The sequence below is a fragment of the Bradyrhizobium sp. WSM471 genome (genome assembly GCF_000244915.1).
Taxonomy (GTDB): domain Bacteria; phylum Pseudomonadota; class Alphaproteobacteria; order Rhizobiales; family Xanthobacteraceae; genus Bradyrhizobium.
Map to the genome: position 1 here is coordinate 1,427,669 of NZ_CM001442.1, position 26,465 is coordinate 1,454,133.

Below are 26,465 nucleotides of genomic sequence, written 5' to 3' on the forward strand. Positions count from 1 at the left end.
CCTCGTGTTCTGTTCTGCAGAACAGATATCCAGAATGGATAGAAAGTCCAGTGTCCCATGCTCATCTGCGTTCTGTGTTGCAGAATGCAATTGACTCCGGATAGAGCAAAAGTTACCTGTTTTGAGGCTTAGAACAGGTTCTGCGGAGCGAAACAATGGAAGGGCAGCCGGCACTTGCCGTCGACCTGCGCGACGTAATGATTCGCTTTGGCGACTTCACCGCCGTGAAAAGCATGAACCTCCAGGTCGGCGAAACCGAATTCGTTGCAGTGGTCGGGCCGACCGGCTGCGGAAAATCGACCATTCTCAATACTGTCACCGGACTGCTGAAGCCGGCCGCCGGCGAGGTTCGCATTTTCGGCAAATCGCTTAGGGGCCTGAACGGTCAGTCCGGCTACATGCTGCAACAGGAAGGGCTGCTGCCCTGGAAAACAGCCCAGGACAATGTCGGCCTCGGGCTGGTGTTTCAGGGAAGCTCGATCGCGAAAGCGCGCGAGCAGGCGCGGCCCTGGCTCGCCAAGGTTGGCTTGAAAGGGTTCGAGGAGCGCTATCCGCACCAATTGTCCGGCGGCCAGCGCAAGCGGGTCGCCATGACGCAGACCCTGATCATGGAGCCGAAGATCGTCCTGATGGATGAGCCTTTCTCCGCGCTGGACGTTCACACGCGCCGCCTCATGCATCGCATCCTGCTCGAGCTATGGCAGGCGGACCGGCGCTCACTCGTTTTCATCACCCATGACCTCGATGAGGCGATCACGCTGGCGGACCGCGTCGTTGTGATGTCTGCCGGTCCCGCGAGCCGCATGGTTGGCGATGTCAGGATCACGCTGCCTCGTCCCCGCGACGTCTCGGCGCTACAGACCACCGACGAGTTCGTCGCGCTTTACCGTGAAATCTGGTCGCTGCTCGGCGCCGAAGTGGAGAAAAGCTATGCCACGCAGGGGTAAGGTCGCTCTCACGCAGTTCGCCATCGTGCTTGGGCTGATCCTGATCTGGGAATTGGGCGTGCGGGCCGGGTTGATCGACCCGTTCTTCTTTCCGGCCCCGTCGACACTCATCGCAAGGATCGGAGAGTGGATGTCAACGGCCGACTTCTGGACCGATGTCAGCATAACACTGCTGGAGACGGTCCTGTCTTTCCTGGCTGGTATCGGGATCGGCACGGCGCTTGGTATCTGGTTGGGCTTAAGCCCGTTTGCGGCCGAGGTCGTTCAGCCCTTCATCAAGATGTTCAATGCGATCCCGCGCATCTTGCTGGGGCCCATTTTTGTCATCTGGTTCGGATTGGGCCTCACCTCCAAGGTCGCGCTGGGCGTGACGCTGGTTCTCTTCGTCGCTTTTTTCAACACCTTTCAGGGCGTTCGCGAGGTCAATCCGGTCGTGCTCGCGAATGCGCGCCTGCTACGTGCATCGAAGTCCTCCCTGCTGCGCCATGTCTACCTGCCGTCCGCCACCACGTGGATCCTGTCGAGTCTGCGGGTATCTGTCGGCATGGCCGTGATGGGAGCGGTGGTCGCCGAATATCTCGGTTCGTCCGCAGGATTGGGGCACCTGATTGCGCAGGCCGAGGGCGTCCTTGATGCCGCCGGTGTCTTCGCAGGGATCATCGTCCTCTCCGCTTTCGTCATCGCGCTCGATGCCATCGTCGACCGGGTGGAAAAGCGGCTGCTGGTCTGGCGGCCGGCACCTGCCCACGAAGTTTGATCGTAGCGCTCCCATTCTCACGGAGGTTCCCATGCACGCTTTTCCGAGACTGATGGTGGTTATCGCGGCAGCTGTATTGCCGCTCATTTCAGCGCATGCCGCCGAGCCGGAGAAGACAAAATTGAAGATCGCAGTGGGATCACAGATCCTCAACTATATGCCTCTCGAGCTTGGTGTGAAGCTCGGTTCGTTTAAGGACCAGGGCCTTGAGGTGAGCGTCGAAAACTTCCAGGCCGGTGGTTCGAAGGCTTTGCAGGCGCTGGTCGGCGGTTCGGTGGACGGGACAGTCGGCTTTTACGATCACACCATTCAGATGCAGGCGCAGGGCAAACAGATTTCCTGCGTGTTCCTGCTCAATGACATTCCCGGCGTGTTGCTCGGTGTCCGCAGCGGCCTCGCTGACAAGGTCAAGTCCGGTGCCGACCTGAAGGGCCTCAAGCTCGGGATCACGGCGCCGGGGTCATCGACCGACACCATGGCGCGCTACTACATCAAGAAATCTGGGTTGGGTCCGCGCGACGTGAACATTATCGCGGTCGGCAGCGGGGCACCCGGCATGGTGGCGCTCGAGGCCAGGAATATCGACGCGCTCGTCTATTTCGACCCGATTGCGACCCTTCTCGCGCGCAAAAAGAGTGCGACGCCGCTGTTCGACGCGCGCACACTCGAAGGCTCAAAACAGGCCTTTGGCGGAATCTATCCGACCGCCTGTCTCTACCTGCAGCAGACTTTCATCGACAAAAATCCAGAAACGGTCCAGCGCCTCGTCAACGCCTTGCTCAAAACCCACCGCTGGATCAACACGGCGTCGACGGAACAACTCGTCGACGCGATGCCTCCTGCATACAAGACCGACAATCGCGAGGTGAACATCGAGATCATGAACGCGTCGAAAGCGCTGTTCTCGCCAACCGGTCAGATGGACATCGACGCGGCCAAGGTCCCGCTCGCTGTCCTAGGCGACTTTGATCCGAAGATCGCAGCCGCAAAGATCGACCTCATCAAGACCTTCACGAATCGATTCGCGGAACGTGCTGCGCAGCAACTGAAATAAGTTGCGTACTAAGCGCTCGCTATCGGATCACCTACAAGAAGGCTCTTCAGATGTCTCTGCCGCTAACCGGTATCCGCGTTCTCGACCTGTCAAACGTGTTGGCGGGTCCGTTCTGCGGTTACCATCTTGCGCGCCTTGGCGCGGAGGTCATTAAGGTGGAAAATCCGAACGGCGGCGACCTGGCGCGGCGCCTCGGCGCGGATCCGCAAAGAGCGGAGCGCCTGCAGGGACTCTCGTTTGTCGCCGTGAACGCCGGCAAGCAATCGATTGCACTGGACCTGAAATCGGAAGCGGGCCGCGAGGTGTTCTTGCGACTGGTCAAGGAAGCCGACGTGGTGCTCGAAAACTTCCGGCCGAAGGTGATGGAACGCCTTGGCCTCGGCTTTGATGTGCTTGTCAGGCTGAACCCGCGTCTGGTCTACTGCGCGATCTCCGGCTTTGGGCAGAGCGGACCGTGGTCCGCCCGTCCGGCCTATGACCAGATCGTCCAGGGTCTTTCCGGAGCGATGAGCGTCACCGGCGATATAACCTCGGCTCCCCTGCGCACGGGCTTTCCGATCTCGGACACGATTGCGGGACTGACTGCTGCGTTTGCCATCGCCGCGGCTCTGGTCGACCAGCGGCATAGGCAACGGGGTCGGTTCATCGACGTGTCCCTGCTCGAGGCCACCGTTGCGGCGATGGGATGGGTCGTCTCCAACCACCTGAACGCCGGGGTCGAGCCGCAGCCCATCGGCAACGAGAACTTTACCGCGGCTCCCTCCGGCACGTTTCGCACCGCGACGGGCCCGCTGAACATTTCCGCCAACGAGCAGAAGCAGTACCAAGCCCTATGCGACCTGATCGACCGACCGGACCTGAAGGCGGATCCACGCTTTGCTGGACGCGAGATGCGCAAGGTCAACCGCGCTGCGCTGAGCGCGGAGTTGAACAAGGCATTGAGTTGCAAGCCCGCTGAGGAATGGGAGGCCCAAATGAATCTGGCTGGTGTCCCTGCCGGCCGTGTGCTGACGGTCTCGCAAGTGTTGCAGCAGCCACAGGTCCTTGAGCGCGGATTCGTCGAGACTTTGGCGCCAGAACAAGACGGTGCGCAGCCGTTACGAATCACGCGGCCGGGGTTCCGGCTGGATGAGGAGTTTTCGGTGCCTTCACCACCTGCGACGCTCGGAGCAGACACTGAGCGATGGCTGCAGCGGCTCGGCTATTCGTATGCGGAGGTTGAGCAACTGGTCTCAAGCCGAGCCGTCGGGACGCCAAAGCAAGGAGAGGCTGATTTCCTGCCCGTCCGCGTAGCCACGGACGGACCGATATCATGACATCCGACGGCTTGCGTCGGTTGGCAATCGGCAGGTTGAAAGGACGGAACTGGAAATGAGCGAAGAAGAACTGAGACAGCAAGCGGCCAGTTGGTGGCGAACCTCCATTTGCGATATCGCGCCAGGTCGCATCGCCTATCGGGGTTATCCAATTGAAGATTTGATAGGCCGCGTTTCCTTTCCCGCCATGATCTGGCTGATGTTGCGTGGCAATCTGCCGACGCCAGCACAGGAGCAGCTGCTGCAAGCTGCGCTGGTTGGATCCGTTGACCATGGTCCGCACGCGCCCTCCATTGCAATTGCCCAAATGGCGGTGAGCTGCGGCCTGCCCCTGAATGGCGCAATGGCCTCGGCAATCAACACGCTCGATGACGTGCATGGCGGAGCAGGGGAGCAGGCTATCGAACTCTACGAGGATGTGCTGCGACGGCGCCAAGGGCGAGAGATCGAGCAGGCCGCTGGCGCTGCAATCGACCATTTCACCGCAACCCGCAGCAAATATCTGCCGGGCTTCGGCCACCGGTTTCATCCAGTCGACCCGCGCGCGGCCCCGCTATTGGCGCTGGTGGATGCCGCAGCTGACGAGGGCAGTGTCGGCGGCGATTATGCCAAGGCCGCTCGCGCGATCGAGCGGGTGATGCAACAGCGCAAGAGCATGCTCATTCCGATGAACATCGATGGCGCGACGGCGGTCATTTACGGCGAACTGGGCTTCGCCTCTCCGCTCGCGCGGGGGATCTTCTGCTTGTCGCGCGCGGTCGGAATCCTGGCTCACGCCTGGGAGCAAACTGGGCGCAACGATCGCAACAAGGGCCCAATGCCCAAGCAGTTCGGCTACAAATACGAGGGCCAGCCGCGTCGCAGGCTGGAAGGCGCATCATAAGCATCTCGAAAACCCGCCCAAGCTGATGGAGACCAGCGTGTTCTCGTCGATGCCGGCGGAGTTTCGTCGCCCGGGTGTTTCTTCGGAATGGGCAGACGCGAACCGCGGGGCATATCCAGTAGATTGTTTCATCGAGGGACCGTCGTTCGACCAGTCCGGGAATCTCTATGTCGTCGAGATCCCCTTCGGCCGCATTTCCGGATTTCACCGGAGGGCGTCTGGTCTTTGATCATCGAATACGACGGCTGGCCGAACGTCTGAAGGTTGCTCCGGACGGCCGGGTGCTCGTGTCCGACTATATCAACGGTCTCCTGGAGCTCGATCGACAGAGAGGGACCATCCGGCCGTTGCTGGGCCACCGCAATTCCGAGTCCTTCAGAGGCTGCAACGACCTGCATATCGCGACCAAACGCGACATCTATTTCACCGATCAGGGCCTGACTGGATTGCACGATCGTACCGGCCGGGCATTTCGACTGTGCCCTGACGGCCGGATCGACTGCTTGATTTCTAATGGCCCGGGCCCGAATGGCCTGGTGCTCAGTCCGGACGAGACCGTAATGTACGTTGCAATGACGCGCGACAATTGCATCTGGCGCGTACCGCTGATGCGTGATGGCGTGGGGAAAGTCGGACGATTCAGCTGGTTCTTCGCGACGAGCGGTCCTGACGGACTGACGGTCGATCAAAAAGGGAGGCTCTTTGTCGCGCATGATTCCCTCGGCCACGTCTTCGGTGGGGCCAAACGGCGAAAGCGGTCCGCTTGCATCCAGTCCTGCGCAGGGTGGAAGCTGCACGAATGTCGTATTGGACGCGGCACTCGGCGCATTGCTCATTACGGAATCTTCTACCGGATCAGTGTGATGGCTGATCTCGCTCACCTTCCTCGAAATTCGCCAGCCGGAGTGGCAAGGTGGTGCGGAATCTTTTCACGCGCCGGTCCGCCGCACCAAGCTGCAGGAATGAGTGTGGTAGACGACTGGCTAGCCAGTCGCCGAGAGAATGTAATTGGTGACGAATGGATGGCGTTTGTGTGCGGTGATCTCAAACCAGAGCCGGTAATCGCACTGCATGGGAAGCGCAAAAGAAGGATTCGTAATGCTGGGTCGGGCTCCGCCCGGAACGGGCCGCCGCCGACCTGTCGCCTTTTGGTCGGGCGGGTCGCGGTATCGCTTCCCACAACGCAGAATGATTGATCGCCGATATTTTCGAACGTTCTCGCCAAGAAGGCCGAAGAGGTAACCGCTCGCGGTGGGAGTCAGCACCGCATCAGCGTCAAGGTTCTCGATCATGCTTGGCCGCGACGCACGCGTGAAGCGTTCGTTTTGAGAAGGAACAAGCCCAGGATTTACTGCTTGAAGGACTTTACCGATAGCACGCTAGCCCAGAGCGCTTCAAGTGTGTGGCGCAGAGGTCGTACTACTGTCAGAGCCTCTTGCGCGCGCGCAATCCTCCAACCCGATATCCCCTCTCCTCGTAGAAGTGGCGTACCCGTTCTAGGGCCGGATAACCATCCGGAGGCAACGCAACCTCAATCATCTGCCAGCCGCGTCGCTTCGCCTCCGAATCTACCGCCTCGAGCAGATGCCGACCGCAGTCAGAGCTCCGGAAGTCACGAGAAATCCATAGCTCCTGAAGCACGCCGTACGCTCCGGCTGCTCTCACGGCCTGTACGGCCGAGATGCTAGCTACCCCTACAATCTGCCCGGTGCCTTGTTCCTCAACGACAAAAATGAAGCCCTGTTCGGGATCCTGAATCAGGCGCAACGCCGCCTGCTTCGCGCCTTGAAGGCTGAACTCCGGTCCGGGGCCACCTAACTCGGAAAGTAGCTCTTCGACCGCTTTTGCGACCGCGTTCTCATCTCCTGGCACGCTCTTGCGCAAAGCCGTGCCCGCGCTGGACGTGCCTTGCCCTTCAGCACCAACACGAACACCCGACCTGGCCCTCTGGGGGAAATTCATGCTCAGGAGGATACAGAAAACGCAATTGAGAGCAACTATCAGGCTCGGTAGGAAGCAGCACGTCCACACTCGCTATAGGCAACAGAGCTGAGGTAATTGCAAGCCATTGCCGTTCTCAGAATCGACTGCGGCTTGAGCAGCTGCGAACTCATGATGGACTGCCTTCGATTGGAAAACATATCACGGCACACGCCGGTCATGCCGATCAAACATTCGTAAGAGTGATTGCCGATCGTCGCTCACGAACTACTCGCTTCAACAAATCGTGCGCCACGATGATCGCAGCGCCATAGAGCGTCAGCTCGGTGCGTCCGAAGGAGAGATTCCCACGTCGCGTGCGTCACTCGTACTTGCGCGAAGCGCGACAGGTATCATACGCGTGCGTCCGATAAAATCGTCTGAGCAAGATCGCGAAAGATTTTGCACACCAATGCACTATCTTAAGCTTATCTCGAACAATCGAAAGATATCGGGAAGCACAGCTTGTTTGGACCTTCGCTCCTCGTTTAAGGCACCGTCACGGAACAGGAGTGGTTGCGATGGAACATGGGCAGGCCGAACTGGTCGGAGGGAAACCTGTAATCTTCGGGCAACGTAAGGTGCGGCCGCGGGCGTGCCTGGCCGTCGGCAAGCGGCATCTGCGCGCCTTTCTACGGGATGTGCTGGAGGATATGGGGTTTGTTATCAGCGAATGCAGGACTGCTGACGAGTTGCCGCACGTACTCCGCACGGAGTTCCCTGATCTGATCCTGCTCGGCATTGGCTCGGATCGCATCGAGCCTGGACGATTGCTCGAGATACTGGTACGCGAAGAATTTGCAGGCCGAGTGCTGGCGTTCGGAGCGCGCGAGTCGATCATCATGGCGGCAGTGCAGCAGGTCGGTAGTGAATATGGACTTGCTATGCTGCCGCCGCTCAGGGCGCCGTTTGCAGCCGAGACGTTGCGCGATCGGATCGGCATGCTCTTGCCAAGAGAGCCGGCGCCCCGTCCCGCGGTCCATGTCGGAGAAGCCTTACACGCTGGCTGGCTTGAGCTCTGGTATGAGCCGAAGTTTGACGCGTGTACCCTTAGCCGCCGCGGCGCCGAGGCTCATGTGCGAATGCGGCACCCGACCTGGGGCGTTGTTCCACCGGCCTATTTCATCCCGGAATCTCACGATCCGCATTTTAGGAACTTGTCGCAGTTCGTGATCGACCGCGCGATCAAGGATTGGCAGTATCTTCTGGAGCAGCAAACTTCGATCGATCTCTCCATCAATCTCCCGGCAGCATTCCTGATTGACCCGCAGGCGGTACGCGATCTCTGTCGGCGCATGCCGTCGCACGCCGCTTTCGGCGGTTTGACGATTGAAATCGAGAGCGTGGAAGCGATCCAGAACCTAGATCTCCTGGTCGAGGTTGCGCGTGAGGTTCGCTTTCACAACATTGGCCTTGCAATCGACAATGTCGGTGCCAATTGGCCGCAGCTGATGGGGATGACAAAATTCCCGTTCATGAAATTGAAAGTAGATCGTCAGTTCGTCGGCGGCTGCGCGAATGGGCCCCTCAAGCGAACGGTGTGCCGCCATATCGTCGATCTAGCCAAAGAGTACAATGTGCGCACCGTCGCCGAAGGTGTGGAGAGCCAGGCTGACCTAATCGCTGTGGCCGAACTCGGCTTCGACCTTGCGCAGGGCCATCTGTTCGGAAAAGCCATGCCACTGAAGCAATTTGCACAGTCATCTTTCAACCCTGCTCCAGCTCGTCCAAAATAGTTGCGAGTGGCTGAGTGCGGCCAAGCGACGCTCGCGAGCACCGCCATGCCTACTCGGCACCAGGCATGAGGCTGAGTGCAATTCAGTCGGTCTGCAAGGCCAGTGTCGCTCGTCCCGCCGCCACTTCATTTCCCTCCGAAGCTTGTTATACCACAAGCCCGTTTTGGCAAGCCTCCAGCGAGTCCTCCGCGCAGCTAGCGTTGCAGCCATGAGCGAGGCTTGCACAAACCTCCAGTCGGGGTGTGTGACCGGAGGTTTGCCGAGATCCGACCTAGACCTGCGTCCGTTCGCGGGTTTTGTCGCCGCCGGTGGAGGAAGCGTCAGCCTCGCTTGCCCCCGCGCTGACGTGCCAAACAAACCGACGGACGCTTCCAGCTTCAAGTCGCGACTGACTCTCGCAAGAGGGCCCGATGGCTCGTAGCCTGAAATTGAAGCGACCTGTTGCTGTCGCAGACGCAACATGGTCTCAGACCCGGGACAGCCGAATTGGGCAAATTGCCCAACATTGAGCGCGTCTGCGTTTGGCACGGCATTTGAAAGGGATCGCCCATGGCATCGCTCGCCTAAGGAGTCGGAAGGCATGGCTTACAAGATCGTCGCTTCGCAATGCACCGTTTGTGGCGCATGTGAGTTCGAGTGTCCCAACGCGGCGATCAGTCTGAAGCGTGACATTTACGTTATCGATGCCAAAAAATGTACGGAGTGCGAGGGCCATTGCGACACGCCGCAATGCGCGGTGGTCTGTCCGGTCCCTGACACCTGTGTCCCGTCCAAGACAGGATAGGCAGCCCGCGACCAAAAGGCCTCATCGCTCGATTTCGCGAACGAAGTTGTAGATGTGGGACCTTGAGGAGACCACGACCGCATGGGGCGCATCGAGGTCGATTAACATCGTTATGAGCTTAAGACGCTGAGCGACGCCGAGGAACCCCTCAAAGGGCTCTGTCGGAGGACACCGTCGAATTTGTCACGAACAAGGACAAGGCCCTCGATGCTCAGTGGCCGCGTTACGGCCTATCTTCGCTGGCGGCGAGTCGAGGCGAGGCAGACCCGGCGTCGAGCGGCCACGGACGCATCGAAGCCGGCGCAAAAGTCGCTGAGCACGTGAACACCTAGTGCACCGAGAAGATCATCTTGGCCAACCTCACGGAGGCGGACGACCTCGTGCCTGGTCGCGGGCCCGCCGAACACCAAGGAGCCGACCTGATCATCCGTTCGGTCCTGGAGCAATCCGGCTTTCGAAATGTCTAGGGAGCCTCGTGGGCTGTGACCAAACGGATGCCGGCCGAGGATGATCGCACCTTCCTGACGCGCAGGTTCGAAAAGCTGCTGACGGAAAAGGTCGCCTCCTCGCGATCACACAGATACCGAAAGCCGCCCGGGTTCGTTCCGGTGGTGGAGCTCAACCGTTACGCGAGCAGGGAGCGAATGCATTTCAAAAGCGGAGCCTCCACAGATCCGGGCGTGTTCACTAGGCCGCGAGCAAGACCGTCTTACCTGCCTAGTGCGCTCGTAATCGCTTGGGCAATGTCGCAGCGAGAATCGGTAGGTTGACGCATCGATCCTCGTGCGCATAATCCAAGCCGTCGCGGTCTCCGGATTTCGTTTGATCCGGAGCTAAGAGGGAAGCCGGTGCAATGCCGGCGCTGCCCCCGCAACTGTAAGCGGCGAGCCGCTGTCCAACGAAGTCACTGAAGCCATGCGGCTTCGGGAAGGCCGGACAGCAGCGACGACCCGTGAGCCAGGAGACCTGCCTCGACAAGATATCGTCCACGGGCGGGGCGTCCCGGTGTGCGCCAAGCAGTTGTCGCTCACGCGATGTTCGCTGTCTGCGTCCGCCATGGCCTTTGCCCCAACATGGGGTCTAAGCTATGTCAATCCTTTCGCTTCCCGTTGCCACACTGGGGACGTCACGCATCGGCCCACGACGCGAACTCAAATTCGCGCTCGAGAGCTACTGGGCGGGAAAATCTAGCGAAGCCGAGCTCCTCGAGGCGGGGAGTGGACTTCGTGCCGCTAATTGGGCACGGCAAAAATCCCGCGGTGCGACCGTCATTCCTTCGAATGACTTCTCGCTCTACGACCATGTGCTCGATACCAGCCTAATGGTCGGCGCGATTCCCGACGTTTACGGCTGGAACGAAGGTCCTGTGTCGCTCAAAACCTACTTCACCATGGCGCGTGGCGCTCAAGACGGTGGTCACGCTCAGCATGGGCCCGGCGTAGCCGCACAGGAGATGACGAAGTGGTTCGATACGAACTACCACTACATGGTGCCGGAATTTCACCAGGATCAGATCTTTAAGTATGCCTCTCGGAAGCCGATCGAGGAATATGAGGAGGCAAGAAGCCTCGGTTATCAGACGCGGCCCGTCCTAGTGGGCCCAGTCACTTTCCTGAAGCTCGGCAAAAGCGTAAATCCCGCATTCAATCCGCTGTCGCTGCTTGATCGACTCCTCCCCGTCTATGTCGATGTTCTCCGCGAACTAGCCTCGCGCGGCGCTGAATGGGTTCAGCTCGACGAGCCATGCCTAGTGATGGACGTCGACGAAGCATCTCGGGCCGCTGTCCGCCGGGCCTATGCTCATTTCGCTAAGGCCGTGCCGGCGCTTAAAATCATGCTGGCCACATACTTCGGGGCTGTCGGCGACAATCTTGAAACAGTATTGGCCTTGCCCGTTGCCGGGGTTCATGTCGACCTGGTTCGTGCACCTGACCAGTTGGACGCGATTGTCGCCAGAGCAGGTAGAGATCTAGTGGTCTCGCTCGGTGTCGTTGATGGTCGCAACGTGTGGCGCTCTAATCTGCCGGCGCTACTCGACCAACTTGCTCCTATGGTCAAAAAACTGGGCAGGGACCGTGTTCAGATTGCCCCCTCCTGCTCGCTGCTTCATGTTCCGACCGATATTGAACTAGAGATCGATCTCGATCCCAATCTGAAGACGTGGTTGGCGTTCTCAGTGCAGAAGATCAAGGAACTTTCGATATTGGGCAAAGCGCTGGCTGGCCATGCTGCCGACGTGGCCGATGAACTCACGCTCTCAGAGGATGCATCCGTCACCCGCGAAACATCGCCGAAGATCCACAGTGCGAACGTCGCCGGACGAATGGCCGCGATCGACGATAGCATGCGTCGCCGTCGCAGTGCGTTCACCCAGCGCGCCGACGTCCAACGCGTCGCCTTCGCATTGCCGATGTTTCCAACCACAACCATCGGATCCTTCCCGCAAACGGCGGACGTCCGCAATGCGCGTGCAGCTCATGCGCGGGGAGCGCTGAATGACACGCAGTACGAGCAGCTTCTGAAAGCGGAGACAGCCCATACCGTGCATTGGCAGGAAGATATCGGCCTGGACGTGCTCGTACACGGTGAGTTCGAGCGCAATGACATGGTTCAATACTTTGGCGAGCAGCTGTTGGGTTTCGCATTCACCAAGCACGGCTGGGTTCAGTCTTATGGCTCGCGGTGCGTTCGTCCTCCTATCCTGTTTGGAGATGTCTCCCGCCCGAAGCCCATGACCGTTAAATGGTGGCGACATGCGCAGTCTCTGACCAAAAAACCCGTCAAGGCTATGCTGACCGGACCGGTGACGATCCTGAACTGGTCGTTTGTCCGTGACGACATCCCGCGGAGCGAGACATGCCGACAGATCGCTCTCGCGATCCGAGACGAGGTCATCGACCTTGAGGCGGCTGGAGCGACCATGATCCAGATCGACGAGGCTGCGTTGCGGGAGGGATTGCCACTGCGCAAATCGCAGTGGAAGGACTATCTCGATTGGGCAGTGGACAGTTTCCGTGTTTGCTCCTCCGCTGTCGCTGACGGAACTCAGATCCATACGCACATGTGCTATTCCGAGTTTAACGAAATCATCGATGCGATCGCAGCAATGGATGCCGACGTCATTTCAATCGAGGCGTCGCGCTCCAAAATGGAATTGCTCGACGCTTTCAAGAGCTACAATTATCCTAATGAAATTGGGCCGGGCGTCTATGACATTCATTCACCGCGCATTCCCGCAGCAGCCGAGATCAAGCAGCTGATTGTGTTGGCGCGGCAGCGGGTTTCGGATCGGCAGCTCTGGATCAATCCCGACTGCGGACTGAAAACTCGAAGATGGGAGGAGGTGCGTCCCGCGCTCATCAATATGGTGGCCGCCGCACGCGAGTTGCGGGCCGAGGCATGATCGTACGGAGCGTGTCGCCAACGTATCTGTGAATAAGATGACGCGCTTTGGGAGCTCGCGATATCCTTGCGAGCTTCCAAAGTGTCCAGCGCCTACGAATGCCGGTTTGCCCCGGCGGAGGCGATCGCATACAGCGGCGACAAGCTCGAATCCGGCGGACGACCGCATGCCGGCCATACCGATTAGGTGACATATTCCAAGTCACTTACGCTCGACGCGAACCACGGTCCTATCGCTTCATTTATCCATCCCATGGATGCGTCCCATCACAACAATCTATTTTACCGCGCTTGCGGAATTTCATACCTAATTTGCGCCTTCGCGCGGTCTTCGGGAAGATTTGCTGGTATTCGGCGGTGCCAAAATACTGGCGCGTGACGGCAAACTGACGGTTGAGTTTCAGAGCTCGGCAGTTAAACCGCCTGCGCGATGGATCCCAGCTCCATCAAGGCGCTGCCCGTGCCAACCGGACAGCTGGCAAGTGGTGAGCAAGTCCTGAAGTTTACGACAGGAGCGGAAGGCAAGCGGCTCGCTAAGTTGTGCAGAGCGATATCCGCTTCTCCTTGTTTGACGGCGAATGCCCTCGTCGTAAGTCGATCGCCGGTAGTCCTCCCTACCGACGAAAGCTGGAACGATGCGGAAAGCAGCGTCGCTCCCGCGTGACTTTCGCCCGGCCTCGCATTGAGGCCGGGCGGCTTTTTATGTGCCTGCTTATCAGTGACAGCAGGGGATCATTCATTTTGGCGTCATTGCGGGACCCCCGGTTCTTGGAGCGCTTCTGTTGCTGTTCGGCAGGGAATGAGGCCGGTGCTGCTAAGGCTATCTGTCTATTGAAGGCTTTGGTGTCGTGTTGGTGCGCGTCGGCAGTATCGGATATTCGATCTTAGGCAGCCGACCGGTCAGCGAATTCAGAAATGCGACAATGTCGTTTTCCTCCCTATCGCTAAGCTTGGCGCCGAGCTGGATGTCACTCATTAGGGCAACAGCTTGCTTCAGGCTCCAAACCTGGCCCGAATGGAAGTAAGGGGCTCGCAACGCGACGTTCCGCAATGGCGCCGCGCGGAAGACATATTCGTCGCCAGCCGCCCTGGTAACCGCGAATCGGCCCTTATCGGCGTCCGGAAGCACGCTGGCGTCCGGCTTTTTCATCACGCCGAACGGGAAGTAGGCCTGTCCACCGAGATTGATTCCATTGTGGCAAGAGGAACATCCCTTCGCCATAAACAGTGCCAACCCTGACTTCTGCTGATCATCGAGAGCACGTGTATTGCCCTCCAGATACTGGTCGAACGGAGCCCCAGGTGTAATGAGAGTCGCTTCAAAAGCCTCGATCGCCTTCGCAAAATTTTCAAAGGTGACCGGTCTCGCTTCGTTCGGAAAAGCGTTGTTGAACAAGACGACATAGCCGGGCATTGAGTTCAAGAGACCGAGCACATGATCTGGAGTCGCATTCATTTCGGCACTCGCCTGCACAGGGCCGGTGGCTTGCGCCTTGAGGTCCGCGGCGCGTCCGTCCCAAAATTGCGCCGCATTGAACACTGCGTTGTAGACAGTTGGGGCCCGGCGCAGGCCGACCTTCCAGCCGTGACCAATGGAGGTCGGACCGGCATCGACTCCGCCGGTGCCGAGATTGTGGCACGTATTGCAGCTAATGATTCCGCTCGCCGATAGCCGCGGATCGAAGAACAGCATCTTGCCAAGCTCGACCTTTCCATGCGTCACCGGATTGTCTTTTACTGCAGGAATGACCGAGGGTATTGGATGGAAGATCTGCTTGGCGTTTCTCATCAGATCATCGTCGGCGTTAGCTCCTGACGACATCAGCAGCCCAATAGCTAAAATAGATGCTTCAGCGACAAGCCGAAGCTCCGAGATTGACATGTTCATACACCGCCTCATTAGTTCTGATTGTTAAACAAGGAAACCGTCGAAAGCGATGCCACGCGTTCCTCGACGGTCCGGCGCAGCATGCAGCGGATCATCTGAAGCGAGCCTGCATCAAAATGTGCGACTTTGCAGCTGGCCGCCGGCGTTCACGCACGGGCTTGAGGGGCTTACGTGATTCGCGAGTTCGCTTTGAGCTTAGATCGCGGCCTTTCTGTTGGTTGATCAGCCTAGCGCCTCAACGTTCGGCGTGATGGTCCATCTGACAACAACAAGTGTGCCGCAAGCAGTAAGCTGTCCGGTGGACGCATCGGTGCTCCATCAAGCGATTGGGTGGCCAATACCCTCCCGCAAAATCGATGTATCCGTCTTACTCCGCTGGCCGGGCTCAGCGCTCACGGTGTCATTGGACAATTAGCAACTGCGATGCCAGTTGCGTCCGAGATGCAAGTTGCTGATTTAGTTGTAGAACGGGTCCGGACGAACAAACAAAGTCTGATGTCTTGGTGTGATCACTACATTCAGTGTCACAGATGCCACAAGCGCCAGGCCCGGCTAGAGGTGATCGTAGATACTATTGTGGTGAGGTTCGCTTGCTAGCTTGCCGGCCGCACGCGGGAACGGCGGTAACAAGACCTACGCAGCTGGGCGAGACACTGAGAGGCGCCCGGCGGTGCGCATCGTTCACGATTTCGCCGAGCCAGCCGACTGAAGCCTCTCCGACTTATATCCAGGCCGCTCTGGCGCGCCGTCACCACGAAGCCCGGCTCGTTTGTAAGGACGAGCCTCAGAACCGAACATGGCTTGTTTCAATTCCACCTGAGGTTCGCTGGCATGGCAATTGCCGTGCTCAAGTCTGAAAGGCGCGGCTGCCCAGAGTTTGACGGTGCGACCGTCCGATTAATCGCTACTCCAATTCGACAGGGACTGGCCTGACCCCTGATCCGGCGGGTGTTGGTTGGATTACCTAGTCGGCCCACTCACGGGCTGCTGGTAGCTTTTGAAATCCTGCGGGCTGAGGGCGAAATAAGCTGAACTTCTGCAGGAGCAACCGCTACTTCGTGCTCTTGCGTTGAAAGACGCCGATACAAGAGGACACGTTGGGAGGAGATCGTGACATCATGTCCGCGGATGGCCCAAGTCCTGAGATCTATCGGCGTGTTAGCGAGGAAGGACGTGATTGAGCACTCGTCCATGGCTGGTTTAAGTTGGATACGGTATCCGTGATGGCTTCGATTGACGAGCGCTTGAATGAGATCAGATCTGTACGGAATGACATTTGGCGTTGTCGCAGAAGGCTTCAAAGCGAGCTAGATGATCTCCAGCGTAAGATGCTCGAAGAGCGTCTGCTTGAGCGGCAGTCTGCCTTTGAACGGCTCGTCTCGGCCACATTTCCTTTTACATTGAGATTGTGAAGCAAAATTTCGGGACCTGTGCCGCGGGAGCATTCCGCGTTAAATAGCGTCCGCTCACAGAGCGCCTGCGCCTGGGTCAGGAATGTAGCGCTCCGGCGCCGCGGGCCGTCGCGCCCCTCATGGCCGCCGCCGACCTGAAAAGCTCGGCCCATAGCCTTGGTTCACCGACGTTCTGCCCGCTGCGCACCGATAATGAAATCGTTCCGGCCCCATCCAAGGGCACTGCCGGGGGATACCGCTCGCCTCGCTTCTGCGACACCGCAGTCACCTGAGTAACGTTGATCCGGCAGAGCGATCGAAGGAGCTTGAATCGCCCGTAGCGTCAGATTGTACAGAGCAGGGAACGATATTTCAGATCAGGTGCAGTCGAATGATAAGACCCGCTCTCGCTTTTGTACTATGTTCCGCTCTCGAGTGGATCGGGCTAGGCATGGGGGCGGTTGCGGAAACTAGGCGGTACGCGTGCACGATCACTGCCGCCGATCGAGAGCCGGCCGGAGTTCGGAATGAGCGGGTTATTCTCACCGTTCAATATGGCTGCCGGATCGCAGGTGGTCTCTTGACCGACGCGGGGATCACAGCAGTGTCAGTCAGCGAGTGGGCTGCTGACAAAAGGACATACTTGGCCTCCATGGAATTTCACCACGCGCTGGAGGGAGTTGCACTTGGGCAACTCTCCGAGGCGACCGACTTCTCTAGCATGGAAGGCGAGCAAGACATTGGGGTCGCAACTTCCGGCACGACAGTTTTCACATTCGCATCTGGTTCATTGGCCGACCTTTCAGGGAAGACCCTTAAATTCACGACAAAACCCACCGGCCTACGTAGCTTCGAGTTGGAGTTCGCAGATTGGCCAGAATCTCTTCTATGGAAGTGACGCGTGTCGTACGCTGAATTCCGCAGGCTCCATACTCTTAAGCACACGTATATGTGCTCCCCGGCCTATATATGCGGTTCCCCAAGACGAGCACACGCGCAACAGGTTAAGCCAAAACTCCGAAGACACTCGAGCGCGGTAGAGCGTTCAAATTGACCTTCACGCGGTCCGATCAGCAGCTCTTTTGGCCGCCGATCCGCATATGGGACGATCTGGCCTCGCATGGCAGCGCCAGCGCGACACGGAACCTATCAACACGGAATAAACGCAGCTCGATCATGAGCACGAAGAAGAAGTTGCCGGCCAACCGCCTCCCGAACGCCGACGAGTACCAACTCAAGGCAGCCCTCATTGTACAACTGAAGCGGTTGATGGCGGAGCGGGAGATCACTCAAGACCGAAGCCGCGAAGCTCGTCGGCGTGAAGCAGCCCAACATCTCCAAGCTGCTTCGAGGGCAGTTCAAGTTGGTTTCCGTGGAAAGCTGCTGCGCATGCTGGCGGCGTTCGATCAGGACGTCGAAATAAAGGTAAAGCCACATCGGAAGCGTGGCGAAGGGGGCCGGATCACGTTTATTCGGGCCTAAGAGCTGCCGAAACGGAGGGTTCATGACATCTAACCCGACGGCGGCAAAAGCGCTCATGAACTCACCCTGCAGTGCCCGATCTGCAATCGAGATTCGGCTGACTGAATCCTTCGCCCCCGCTGTTCTCGCCGAGACCCGCCAGCATTTCCAGGACCAACTGGGAAGGACGCGAAGTCGCCCGAGAGACCGAAGCGCTTCAGCAGGAGCGCGAGAAGCTCAAAAGGGAAGATTAACGGGTCGAACGCTAGGTCGTGAACCGGCGCGGCGGCTTAGTGCAGCAGCCAACTCGTCCCTACAGAAGCGAAAGGTGCGCGAGGCAGAGCGATCGATTCGGAGGAGATGATCTCCGCTTGCTCGACGGGCATCTTCCATCCAGAGGGCAGACATCGTTGGAGCGGGATCCCGGCTGGAGTCTTCGCCAGCCCAAGTACCGAATGCCGTGACATGGCGTCCAATGCTGATTTCGAGGACAATCGGCACTGACACGGAGAATCAATTTAGCTGAGCGCGGTCAAGCGAATGACGACGTTCAGGATGGCCCCAGGCGTAGTGATGCCGAACCTAGAAGGCGGTGATGGTTGGGAGAAGGTACCAAGTGGGATCAGTCCAACCAGCCCAGCGGACATGCTGATCAAAGCGGAAAGCGCGACGATGGCAGCGATGAGTCCGATCCCGAACTGCCGGTGCTCGGTGATGTTCAAGGTGAGCGATTGGGCGATACTTTCTTCGTCCCTCCCTCGAGCTTCAATGCGGCAAGTAACCGATCTTTGGCGGCGTCGATTTTCGAAGTGGAGCCGTTCATACTCCTCGCGAAGCGCGGCATCGACGAACAGGGTCCGTCACGGAAGCCGAAGCTGATCATCTTGAAGAACGCCGCCGCCGACCCCTGGGCTTTCGGGATCGCTCACGCCCGATGGCCGGTTCTAACGTGAACTTCTCCTCCATCTCATTCAGGACGCAAAATGACTGAAACAACCGCGAGAAAGGCGAGAGCAGCAATTGATCCGGTCCGGACACGTCCTCCCTGTGGGTCGTCCGCATAGCTTCCACCCTGGATTTTCGGGTCGATGCTGGTCCCGTAAGCCCAGCACGAAATATAAACCCTCAGAATGGCAACCTGAATAATTTCAGGATTTGCATTCGACAGCGCCGTGATGGGTATGTCCTTGAGCGCAAGTCCCACGAACCCAAGCGCTATTATCCCGTAACAGTGGTGATGCACCAATTTACAAACGTTGCAATGCGTGAAATCCGCACCTGAGCACTTCGCTCCGAGGTCTTGGCCCTTTTTACCATAAATTACCTAGGCAAGAAAAATACCGTTCAAGTGGACCCTCGGCATGCTGTTCTGCAAAAATGCTGGCGGAGCGCGTTAGCAAAACTGGTTTCAATGGCGATTGATATACCAAGCAACGGAGGTAAGCGTAAGGAATCGATCCTGTCCTGGAACGAGAAAGGATAAATCGACCAGTGGTCCGCATTCGACCTGCCCTATCTCGACTGCCGATACTTGCGAAGCTGCCGGCCTTTCCGTGAATCCGCTCAAACTGTCTGACGCGTCAGAATCCGATCTTCCCCTTCGTCGAACTACGCCGAACGCAAAAACCTGCAGATTGTTTGATGCGGAAGCGCCCTGTGTCGTAGCCGGCAAATTCGAATCCGGGCAAGCCCAAGGTGACCGTTTGCGGATTTTAAGCTACCGCGCTGCTTGGGAATTGATCAGCTTACGTGCTCTCCACGGCGTCAGCTGTTCGCCCCTCCGAGCGCGCCTCTCCGCAGTATCAAATAAAAGAACGCCGGAGCGAGATACCACACGGAAATGGAAGAGGACTGCTGCTGGGCAACTGAGTTCTTGTGGAGACATCTGCAGCAGGTGGTGGAGCGCTCGATGCGATTCTTGCTCGGGGTTGGATCGCGAGCACGATGGGCACATCTAACCCCGCTGAAACCGCTTCGAACGGATGGTGTTTGCGATCGCTGGATCGGCGCGTACGAAGCAGGCTGCGCATCGGAGTGACGTCGGCGCGGCCAGACTCCAGCCACGCCGCTGGTGGAGAGCGTAACCGATTGTTTTGTTTCAGACAGGGCGTTGCGGCTACGCTTGTCGGTGGCAGACAGGGTCAGGTTTATAACAATCCGCATCCGGCAGCTATCTAGCTCTATAAACGTTGCTTTTTCTATTCGACCGGCGCTGGCACACTCGTTGCAGACCCCTGCGCAGGAGGCGGCTGTTAGTCCTTTGCATCCCGTGCACAGGGACATGCCCCGTGATCGCACGCGAGTGAATAAAGAAGCCGATATGACCAACCGCTGGAGAGCAGGCATGACTTCACCGAGAAGCGTCATGGTCGTCGATAGACAGCGTCACACATGGCGCTCCTAACCGCTCAGCCGAGATGAGCTACCGCTGCGGCATGAACGTCGCGAAGTTGCGATCGGTAGGACCGCCCACGCAGATTGCACGCTTACCTGAACGCCGGATCGGATAATCCGTCGGTCTACCGCAAAGGCGTCGCTTCTTGTTGAGACCACAATCGAAAAGGAAACCTGTATGAGCCGAGCACCTACCCAAAGCGTTGCAGAGATCAAGGCGCGCAACAAGCAGCTAATCGATGAGGTGTTGACGGTCTACCCCGAGAAGACCGCCAAAAGGCGCGCCAAGCATCTCAGTGTTCACGAGGCGGGGAAGTCGGATTGTGGCGTCAAGTCGAATATCAAGTCCATTCCCGGCGTGATGACCATCCGCGGCTGCGCCTATGCGGGCTCCAAGGGCGTGGTCTGGGGACCCATCAAGGACATGATCCACATCAGCCACGGTCCGGTCGGCTGCGGTCAGTACTCGTGGGGCTCGCGGCGCAACTACTACGTCGGGACGACCGGCATCGACACGTTCGTGACACTGCAGTTCACCTCCGATTTTCAGGAGAAGGACATCGTGTTCGGCGGCGATAAAAAGGTCACGAAACTCATCGATGAGCTCCAGGAGCTATTTCCTCTCAACAGGGGCATCACCATTCAGTCCGAATGTCCGATTGGCTTGATCGGTGACGATATCGAGGCGGTCTCCCGAGAAAAATCGAAGGAATATGGCGGCAAAACCATCGTGCCTGTGCGGTGCGAGGGCTTCCGTGGCGTGTCGCAGTCGCTCGGCCATCACATCGCGAACGACGCCGTTCGGGATTGGATCTTTGACAAGAGCGCCCCAGAGACCAGCCCTAAATTTGAGCCGACGCCATATGATGTTGCGATCATCGGCGACTACAACATCGGCGGCGACGCATGGTCGTCACGAATCCTGCTGGAAGAAATGGGCCTACGCGTCATCGCCCAGTGGTCCGGGGATGGATCTCTCGCTGAATTGGAGGCGACGCCGAAGGCAAAGCTCAACATACTGCATTGCTATCGCTCGATGAACTACATCTCACGGCACATGGAGGAAAAATTCGGGATTCCCTGGTGCGAGTACAACTTCTTCGGTCCCTCCAAAATAGCGGAGTCGCTGCGAAAAATTGCAAGCTTCTTCGATGACAAGATCAAGCAAGGCGCCGAACGCGTCATCGCGAAATATCAACCGCTTGTCGATGCTGTGATCGCGAAATACCGGCCGAGGCTTGAAGGCAAGACGGTAATGCTGTTCGTCGGCGGCTTACGTCCTCGCCACGTCATCGGCGCCTATGAGGACCTCGGCATGGATGTTGTCGGCACGGGCTATGAGTTCGGGCATAACGATGACTACCAACGCACCGCCCAGCACTACGTCAAAGATGGCACGCTGATCTACGACGATGTCACCGGCTACGAATTCGAGCGCTTCGTCGAAAAGATCCGGCCAGACCTGGTCGGCTCCGGTATCAAGGAAAAATACGTCTTCCAAAAAATGGGTGTGCCGTTCCGCCAAATGCATTCCTGGGACTACTCGGGTCCTTACCACGGCTATGACGGCTTCGCGATCTTCGCCCGCGACATGGACATGGCGATTAACTCCCCGATCTGGGGGAAGACCACGGCACCTTGGAAGGACGCTCCGCAGCCGAGCCTCATGGCCGCGGAATAGGAGGCCGACCCCGGGCCGTTTCTTTCCGCAGAGGAGGGGAAGGGCAGGAGAACGAACGCAAGAACCCAAAGAGTGCTATGATGACACAGAACGCCGAATACATACTCGACCACGCCGAGCTTTTCCGGGGAGACGAATACCAGCAGATGCTGGCCAAGAAGAAGGCGCTATTTGAGAATCCGCATGATCCCGCCGAAGTCGATCGCATCAAAGAATGGTCCAAGACGTCCGAGTACCGCGAGAAGAACTTCGCCCGCGAGGCGCTAACCGTTAATCCGGCGAAGGCTTGCCAGCCGCTGGGTGCGGTGTTCGCCGCCCTCGGGTTCGAGCGCACACTGCCGTTCGTCCACGGCTCACAGGGCTGCGTCGCGTATTATCGCAGCCATCTGTCACGGCACTTCAAGGAGCCGACCTCGTGCGTCTCCTCGTCCATGACGGAAGACGCGGCCGTGTTCGGGGGGCTTAACAATCTTACGGACGGGCTTGCCAACAGCTATAGCATGTACAAGCCGAAGATGATCGCGGTCGCCACGACCTGCATGGCGGAAGTCATCGGCGACGACCTCAATGCCTTCATCAAAACATCAAAGGAAAAAGGTGCAGTCCCAGCGGACTACGACGTACCATTCGCTCACACTCCTGCGTTCGTCGGCAGCCACGTTACTGGCTACGACAATACGCTCAAGGGCATCCTCGAGCATTTCTGGGATGGCAAAGCCGGCACGGGCCCAAAACTCGAGCGTAAAGCGAACAACACGATCAACTTCATCGGTGGCTTCGACGGCTACACTGTCGGAAACATCCGTGAGATAAAGCGCATCTTCGAGCTGATGGGGATCGGCTACACCATCCTCGCGGATAACAGTGACGTGTTCGATACCCCCACGGACGGCGAGTTCCGCATGTATGATGGGGGCACTACACTAAAGGATGCCGCGAACGCTGTCCACGCCAAGGCAACCATTTCCATGCAGCAATATTGCACGGAGAAGACGTTGTCCTTCATCAAAGGGCACGATCAGGAGGTCGTCGCTTTCAATCACCCGCTGGGCATCAGCGCCACGGACGATTTCCTGATGACACTGTCGCGTATCACCAACAAGGCAATTCCAAATGCACTGGAGCAGGAGCGTGGGCGTCTGGTAGACGCAATGGCTGACTCCAGCGCGCATGTTCACGGCAAGAAGTTCGCGATCTACGGCGATCCAGACCTCTGCTATGGCCTGGCCGCATTCTTGCTGGAGCTCGGCGCTGAGCCGATCCACGTGCTGTCGACGAACGCGAGTAAGGCGTGGGAGCTGAAGATGCAGGCGCTGTTCGCGAGCTCGCCCTTCGGTAAAAACTGCCGCGCCTTCCCAGGCAAGGATCTCTGGCACATGCGATCGCTCCTGTTCACAGAGCCGGTCGATTTCCTGATCGGTAACACCTACGGCAAGTATCTCGAGCGTGACACCGGAACGCCGCTAATCCGCATCGGCTTTCCCATCTTCGATCGCCATCATCACCATCGTTATCCAGTGTGGGGCTATCAGGGGAGCATGAATGTGCTGGTCAAGATTCTCGACAAGATCTTTGATGAGATCGATCGAAAGACCAGCTCGGTTGGCAAGACAGACTACAGCTTCGACATCATACGCTAAGGCGAGCTCCCCGCCTCATCGTCCGCAGAAACAGCGGCGCTGCGGCGGGGATCACAGGTTGTCCGCCGGCCATCCTTGTGGTCTGCGGTGTGTTGACATCCCCGAGAGAGACACCATGACTTCGCTTCCCACGACCATACACGACGTCTTTAACGAACCGGGCTGCGCCAAGAACGCGAGCAAGTCGAAGGTCGAGCGTAAGAATGGTTGTACCAAGCAGCTCAAGCCGGGCGGCGCCGCCGGCGGATGTGCCTTCGATGGCGCCAAAGTCGCGCTGCAGCCCTTCACCGATGTCGCCCATCTTGTGCATGGTCCAATCGCCTGTGAGGGCAATTCCTGGGACAATCGTGGTTCGGTCTCGTCCGGCTCCGATCTGTGGCGCAGAAGCTTCACCACAGACATGAGCGAGACCGATATCGTCTTCGGCGGCGAGAAGCGGCTGTACAGGGCAGTCAAGGAGATCACAGAGAAATACGACCCGCAGGCCATCTTCGTCTACCAGACATGCGTGCCCGCAATGATCGGTGACGACATCGATATGGTCTGCAAGGCGGCCTCCGCCAAATTCGGCAAACCGGTCATTCCCATCAATTCACCGGGATTTGTCGGGTCGAAGAATCTTGGTAACAAGCTTGCTGGCGAAGCACTGCTGGAGCATGTCATCGGTACCGGAGAGCCCGATTACACGACGCCGTATGATGTCAACATCATCGGCGAATACAATCTGTCCGGCGAGCTCTGGCAGGTCAAGCCCCTGCTCGATGAGCTCGGAATTCGGATCCTGTCGTGCATCTCGGGGGACGGCAAGTATCGCGAGGTCGCTTATTCGCACCGAGCTAAAGCCGCGATGATGGTTTGCTCAAGGGCAATGATCAACGTCGCACGCAAGATGAGGCAGCGCTACGGCATCCCGTTTTTTGAAGGCTCCTTCTACGGTATTGAGGATACCAGCGATTCACTCCGCCAGATCGCGCGCATGCTGATCGAGAGTGGTGCGCCGGCTGAGCTGATGGAACGCACGCAAGCCCTGATCGCACGCGAAGAGACCAAGGCCTGGGCTGCGATTGAACGTTTCAAGCCGCGCTTTGCCGGCAAGAGGGTTGTTCTCATCACCGGCGGTGTGAAATCCTGGTCGATGGTGGCCGCCTTGCAGGAGGCCGGGCTCGAGATCGTCGGCACGTCCGTGAAGAAATCGACCAAGAAGGACAAGGAACGTATCAAGGAATTAATGGGCCAGGACGCCCATATGATCGAGGACATGTCGCCTCGCGAGATCTACAAGATGCTCAAGGACGCAAAAGCCGATATCATGCTCTCGGGCGGCAAGTCGCAATTCGTCGCGCTAAAGGCGGCGATGCCGTGGCTCGATATCAACCAGGAGCGCTGCCACGCCTATATGGGCTATGTCGGGATTCTCAAGCTCATGGAGGAGATCGAGAAGGCGCTCTACAATCCGATATGGGATCAGCTCCGCCAAGCCGCGCCATGGGATGAGTTCGACCGGAATCTTCAGGCAAGGACGGCTGCGCAGATGCATGCGCAAGCCGCGGATCCAGTTCGGGACCCGAGCAGGAACAGCGTCAGGACGATAAGTTTTTCCAATCAAGCTGAGGCCAGTGAGGGTGAGAGCGCGATTGCGCCGCATGGCCCGAAGCTCGGCGAGCCCACCAAGCCGTTCACCAGTTCCAGCGGGCGTTGCATTGCTTGTAAGGACATTCCTTCCGATCTCCAGCCGGCGGCACTGCAGGCGGCGGAGTAGGGGACATGGCGATCGTCACTACCTCGAAGAAAGCCTGTTCGGTCAATCCGCTCAAGATGAGCCAGCCGATCGGCGGCTCATTTGCCTTCATGGGGTTGCGCGGCGCGATGCCGCTTTTGCACGGCCCGCAAGGTTGCGCCTCTTTTGGGCTGACGCTGTTCGTGCGCCATTTCAATGAAGCCGTGCCGATGCAGACAACTGCTATGAGCGAGGTTGCGACCGTGCTCGGCGGCCACGAGAATCTCGAACAGGCAATCCTCAACATCTACAATCGCGTCGCGCCCGAGATCGTTGGCATCAATTCGACTGGGGTCACCGAAACCAACGGCGATGACGTCGAAGCCTTCATCCGGCTGATCCGACAGAAGCACCCGCAGCTCGAAAAGCTCCCCCTTGTCTACGTCTCGACTCCGGATTTCAAGGATGCCTTTCAGGATGGCTGGGGCAAGACGGTGGCGCGGATGATCGAGGTGCTTGTGACTCCGTTCGATCCAGCGAGACCGCGCGATGCGTCCCGCGTTAACGTGCTACCTGGTTGCCACCTCACGCCCGGCGACCTCGACGAGCTTCGCACGATCTTTGAGGATTTCGGTCTCAAGCCCTCCTTCCTGCCGGACCTTGCAGGTTCGCTGGACGGCCACATCCCCGACGAATTCACGCCGACTACGATCGGGGGGATTGGAGTGGACGAAATTGCGACCATGGGGCAGGTGGCCTGGACGATCGCGATCGGCGCGCAAATGCGCCGTGCGGCCGAGACCATGCAGGTGCGGACAGGCGCGCCGTTCCGTCTATTCGAGCGGCTCTGTGGCCTTATCCCAAACGACGAATTTATGGCGTTCTTGAGCCAGATCACCGGCCGGTCAGTACCCTCGAAGTATCGCCGGCAGCGTGGACAGCTGGCAGACGCCATGCTGGATGCTCATTTCCACATCGGCGGCCGCAAGCTCGCGATCGGCGCCGAGCCGGACTTGTTATTTGATCTCTCCAGCTCGCTCCACGAGATGGGGGCGCAGGTCACTGCTGCGGTGACGACGACGAACTCACCGGTGCTGCAGCGGGTCAGGACCGCGGACGTCCTGATCGGCGATCTGGAGGATCTTGAAGAGCTTGCCAGGTCGCGTGACTGCGACCTCTTGATGTCCCATTCACATGGTCGCCAGGCGGCTTCGCGACTCAATGTTCCATTCTTCCGGGTAGGCTTTCCCATGTTCGATCGCCTTGGGGCTGCGCACCTCACAATCGTTGGTTATCGCGGCACGCGCGACCTGATCTTTGATATCGCCAATCTCATCATCACCGACCGAGAGATCAACCATCGGCCGACGCCTGACAGCTGGCGATTCACCAACTCTGGCCTGCAGGTCGATTCGCCTGGGTTGCATTGAGCAG

Annotated in this window: 17 protein-coding genes, 1 pseudogene and 1 riboswitch; of the genes and pseudogenes, 15 read left to right on the top strand and 3 right to left on the bottom strand. The window is 58.5% G+C overall.

Annotation, left to right across the window (positions count from 1 at the left end):
* Nucleotides 1-155: 155 nt before the first annotated feature.
* The 6 genes from BRA471DRAFT_RS06505 to BRA471DRAFT_RS36215 all read left to right on the top strand — a co-directional run bounded on the left by BRA471DRAFT_RS06505 (nt 156) and on the right by BRA471DRAFT_RS36215 (nt 6,153).
* On the top strand, nt 156-947 hold the full coding sequence (locus tag BRA471DRAFT_RS06505) for an ABC transporter ATP-binding protein (RefSeq protein WP_007605580.1): 792 nt from the start codon (nt 156-158) through the stop codon (nt 945-947).
* Nucleotides 931-1,704: an ABC transporter permease gene (locus BRA471DRAFT_RS06510; protein WP_007605581.1), complete on the top strand. Its 774-nt coding sequence runs from the start codon at nt 931-933 to the stop codon at nt 1,702-1,704. Before BRA471DRAFT_RS06505 ends, BRA471DRAFT_RS06510 begins: the two co-directional genes overlap by 17 nt.
* 52 nt (nt 1,705-1,756) lie before the next feature.
* Nucleotides 1,757-2,758, top strand: a complete 1,002-nt coding sequence (locus tag BRA471DRAFT_RS06515) for an ABC transporter substrate-binding protein (protein ID WP_245266044.1) — start codon at nt 1,757-1,759, stop codon at nt 2,756-2,758.
* Between the two features lie 50 nt (nt 2,759-2,808).
* Entirely contained in the window at nt 2,809-4,074 is a 1,266-nt protein-coding gene (locus tag BRA471DRAFT_RS06520; RefSeq protein ID WP_007605584.1) for a CaiB/BaiF CoA-transferase family protein, read from the top strand.
* Nucleotides 4,075-4,129: 55 nt separating this feature from the next.
* Entirely contained in the window at nt 4,130-4,957 is an 828-nt protein-coding gene (locus BRA471DRAFT_RS06525; protein ID WP_007605586.1) for a citryl-CoA lyase, read from the top strand.
* A 167-nt stretch (nt 4,958-5,124) separates the two neighbouring features.
* Nucleotides 5,125-6,153, top strand: coding sequence for an SMP-30/gluconolactonase/LRE family protein (locus BRA471DRAFT_RS36215; RefSeq protein WP_341850296.1), 1,029 nt, complete (start codon nt 5,125-5,127; stop codon nt 6,151-6,153).
* A 229-nt stretch (nt 6,154-6,382) separates the two neighbouring features.
* Here BRA471DRAFT_RS36215 and BRA471DRAFT_RS06535 read toward each other — a convergent pair whose 3' ends face one another.
* Nucleotides 6,383-6,841 carry a GNAT family N-acetyltransferase gene (locus tag BRA471DRAFT_RS06535; protein WP_231171040.1) on the bottom strand — a complete coding sequence of 153 codons (459 nt, stop codon included), beginning with the start codon at nt 6,839-6,841 and terminating at the stop codon, nt 6,383-6,385.
* Between the two features lie 617 nt (nt 6,842-7,458).
* On the opposite strand from BRA471DRAFT_RS06535, the gene BRA471DRAFT_RS06540 reads away from it, so the two are divergent.
* The 3 genes from BRA471DRAFT_RS06540 (at nt 7,459) to metE (ending at nt 12,860) form a co-directional block, all read left to right on the top strand.
* Nucleotides 7,459-8,673, top strand: a complete 1,215-nt coding sequence (locus tag BRA471DRAFT_RS06540) for an EAL domain-containing protein (RefSeq protein WP_007605590.1) — start codon at nt 7,459-7,461, stop codon at nt 8,671-8,673.
* Nucleotides 8,674-9,253: 580 nt separating this feature from the next.
* A complete protein-coding gene (locus BRA471DRAFT_RS36220; protein ID WP_007600001.1) occupies nt 9,254-9,457 on the top strand; it encodes a 4Fe-4S binding protein in 204 nt (67 codons plus the stop codon).
* A gap of 788 nt (nt 9,458-10,245) precedes the next feature.
* Nucleotides 10,246-10,446, top strand: a riboswitch (cobalamin riboswitch).
* A gap of 98 nt (nt 10,447-10,544) precedes the next feature.
* Entirely contained in the window at nt 10,545-12,860 is a 2,316-nt protein-coding gene (gene metE, locus BRA471DRAFT_RS06550) for a 5-methyltetrahydropteroyltriglutamate--homocysteine S-methyltransferase (RefSeq protein ID WP_007605592.1), read from the top strand.
* 819 nt (nt 12,861-13,679) lie between these two features.
* Here metE and BRA471DRAFT_RS06555 read toward each other — a convergent pair.
* Complete coding sequence (locus BRA471DRAFT_RS06555; protein ID WP_007605594.1) at nt 13,680-14,747, bottom strand: cytochrome-c peroxidase; 1,068 nt, start codon at nt 14,745-14,747, stop codon at nt 13,680-13,682.
* Nucleotides 14,748-15,147: 400 nt separating this feature from the next.
* Nucleotides 15,148-15,285: pseudogene (locus BRA471DRAFT_RS40140) on the bottom strand (hypothetical protein); the annotation flags it as partial.
* Between the two features lie 2,171 nt (nt 15,286-17,456).
* Between BRA471DRAFT_RS40140 and BRA471DRAFT_RS40145 the strand changes: the two are divergent.
* From BRA471DRAFT_RS40145 to nifN, 6 genes are all read left to right on the top strand, one after another.
* Entirely contained in the window at nt 17,457-17,561 is a 105-nt protein-coding gene (locus BRA471DRAFT_RS40145; RefSeq protein WP_371258301.1) for a hypothetical protein, read from the top strand.
* Nucleotides 17,562-18,198: 637 nt separating this feature from the next.
* A complete protein-coding gene (locus BRA471DRAFT_RS37940; protein ID WP_157233983.1) occupies nt 18,199-18,552 on the top strand; it encodes a hypothetical protein in 354 nt (117 codons plus the stop codon).
* Between the two features lie 1,619 nt (nt 18,553-20,171).
* Nucleotides 20,172-21,674, top strand: coding sequence for a nitrogenase molybdenum-iron protein alpha chain (gene nifD / locus BRA471DRAFT_RS06575; RefSeq protein WP_007605597.1), 1,503 nt, complete (start codon nt 20,172-20,174; stop codon nt 21,672-21,674).
* Between the two features lie 80 nt (nt 21,675-21,754).
* Nucleotides 21,755-23,314 carry a nitrogenase molybdenum-iron protein subunit beta gene (gene nifK, locus BRA471DRAFT_RS06580; protein WP_007605602.1) on the top strand — a complete coding sequence of 520 codons (1,560 nt, stop codon included), beginning with the start codon at nt 21,755-21,757 and terminating at the stop codon, nt 23,312-23,314.
* Between the two features lie 115 nt (nt 23,315-23,429).
* The gene (gene nifE / locus BRA471DRAFT_RS06585; protein WP_007605604.1) at nt 23,430-25,073 is read left to right on the top strand and encodes a nitrogenase iron-molybdenum cofactor biosynthesis protein NifE; all 1,644 of its coding nucleotides are present in this window, start codon (nt 23,430-23,432) and stop codon (nt 25,071-25,073) included.
* Between the two features lie 5 nt (nt 25,074-25,078).
* The gene (nifN, locus tag BRA471DRAFT_RS06590; RefSeq protein WP_007605605.1) at nt 25,079-26,461 is read left to right on the top strand and encodes a nitrogenase iron-molybdenum cofactor biosynthesis protein NifN; all 1,383 of its coding nucleotides are present in this window, start codon (nt 25,079-25,081) and stop codon (nt 26,459-26,461) included.
* The last annotated feature ends 4 nt before the right edge of the window (nt 26,462-26,465 follow it).